Origin of the sequence: Nocardioides terrigena, assembly GCF_003047265.1 — a bacterium.
Lineage (GTDB): Bacteria > Actinomycetota > Actinomycetes > Propionibacteriales > Nocardioidaceae > Nocardioides > Nocardioides terrigena.
In genome coordinates this window covers 1-706 of sequence record NZ_PZYY01000051.1, presented here as the reverse complement: position 1 = coordinate 706, position 706 = coordinate 1, and the positions used below count along the sequence as shown (strand labels likewise).

Genomic DNA, 706 nt, shown 5'->3' with positions numbered 1-706 from the left:
GTGGCTGGTTACGCCTCTATTCATCAACTGAAGAAACAGAAAGCATTTTCGATTATCAGCCTTGGTTCTTAAAAATTAAGGGACAATGGCAACCAATCGAATTAGAAAGTTGGCGTTACCATAACAACGATTTGATTGTGAAATTAAAAGGTAGCGATGACCGTGAGAGCGCACAGTTGCTGACTAATGCCGAAATCGGTGTAGATCTATCTGTGTTTCCTGAATTGGAAGAAGGAGATTATTACTGGCACGATTTAATCGGCTGCCAAGTGATAAACCTTGAAGACTATAGCATGGGCGTTGTAACCGAATTAATGGAAACAGGTTCGAACGATGTTTTGGTTGTACGCGCTAACAGTAAGGATGCTTTTGGCAAGCAAGAACGATTAATTCCGTTCTTATATGAACAAGTAGTTAAAAGAGTAGATCTCGCCACCAAGACAATTACGGTGGATTGGGACGCTGGTTTCTAACCTCAGGTATGCGGTGCAGCTTTAACTTTAAGTAGTAAGAACATTTGAGGATAAATTATGTGGATTGGTATCATTTCACTGTTCCCCGAAATGTTTAAAGCAATTACCGATTTTGGGGTGACAGGACGTGCGGTAAAACAAGATCTTCTGCAAATTCAATGCTGGAATCCTCGCGATTTCACGTTTGATAAACATAAAACGGTTGATGATCGCCCTTACGGCGGCGGACCGGC

General features: G+C 41.8%; 1 protein-coding gene and 1 pseudogene. Both read left to right on the top strand.

What is annotated here, in order from left to right:
* Positions 1 to 473, top strand: a 473-nt coding sequence (rimM, locus tag DAE25_RS22775; RefSeq protein WP_107768559.1) for a ribosome maturation factor RimM, incomplete at its 5' end; no start/stop codon positions are given.
* A gap of 57 nt (positions 474 to 530) precedes the next feature.
* Positions 531 to 706 (top strand): annotated as a pseudogene (locus DAE25_RS24340) (tRNA (guanosine(37)-N1)-methyltransferase TrmD); the annotation flags it as partial.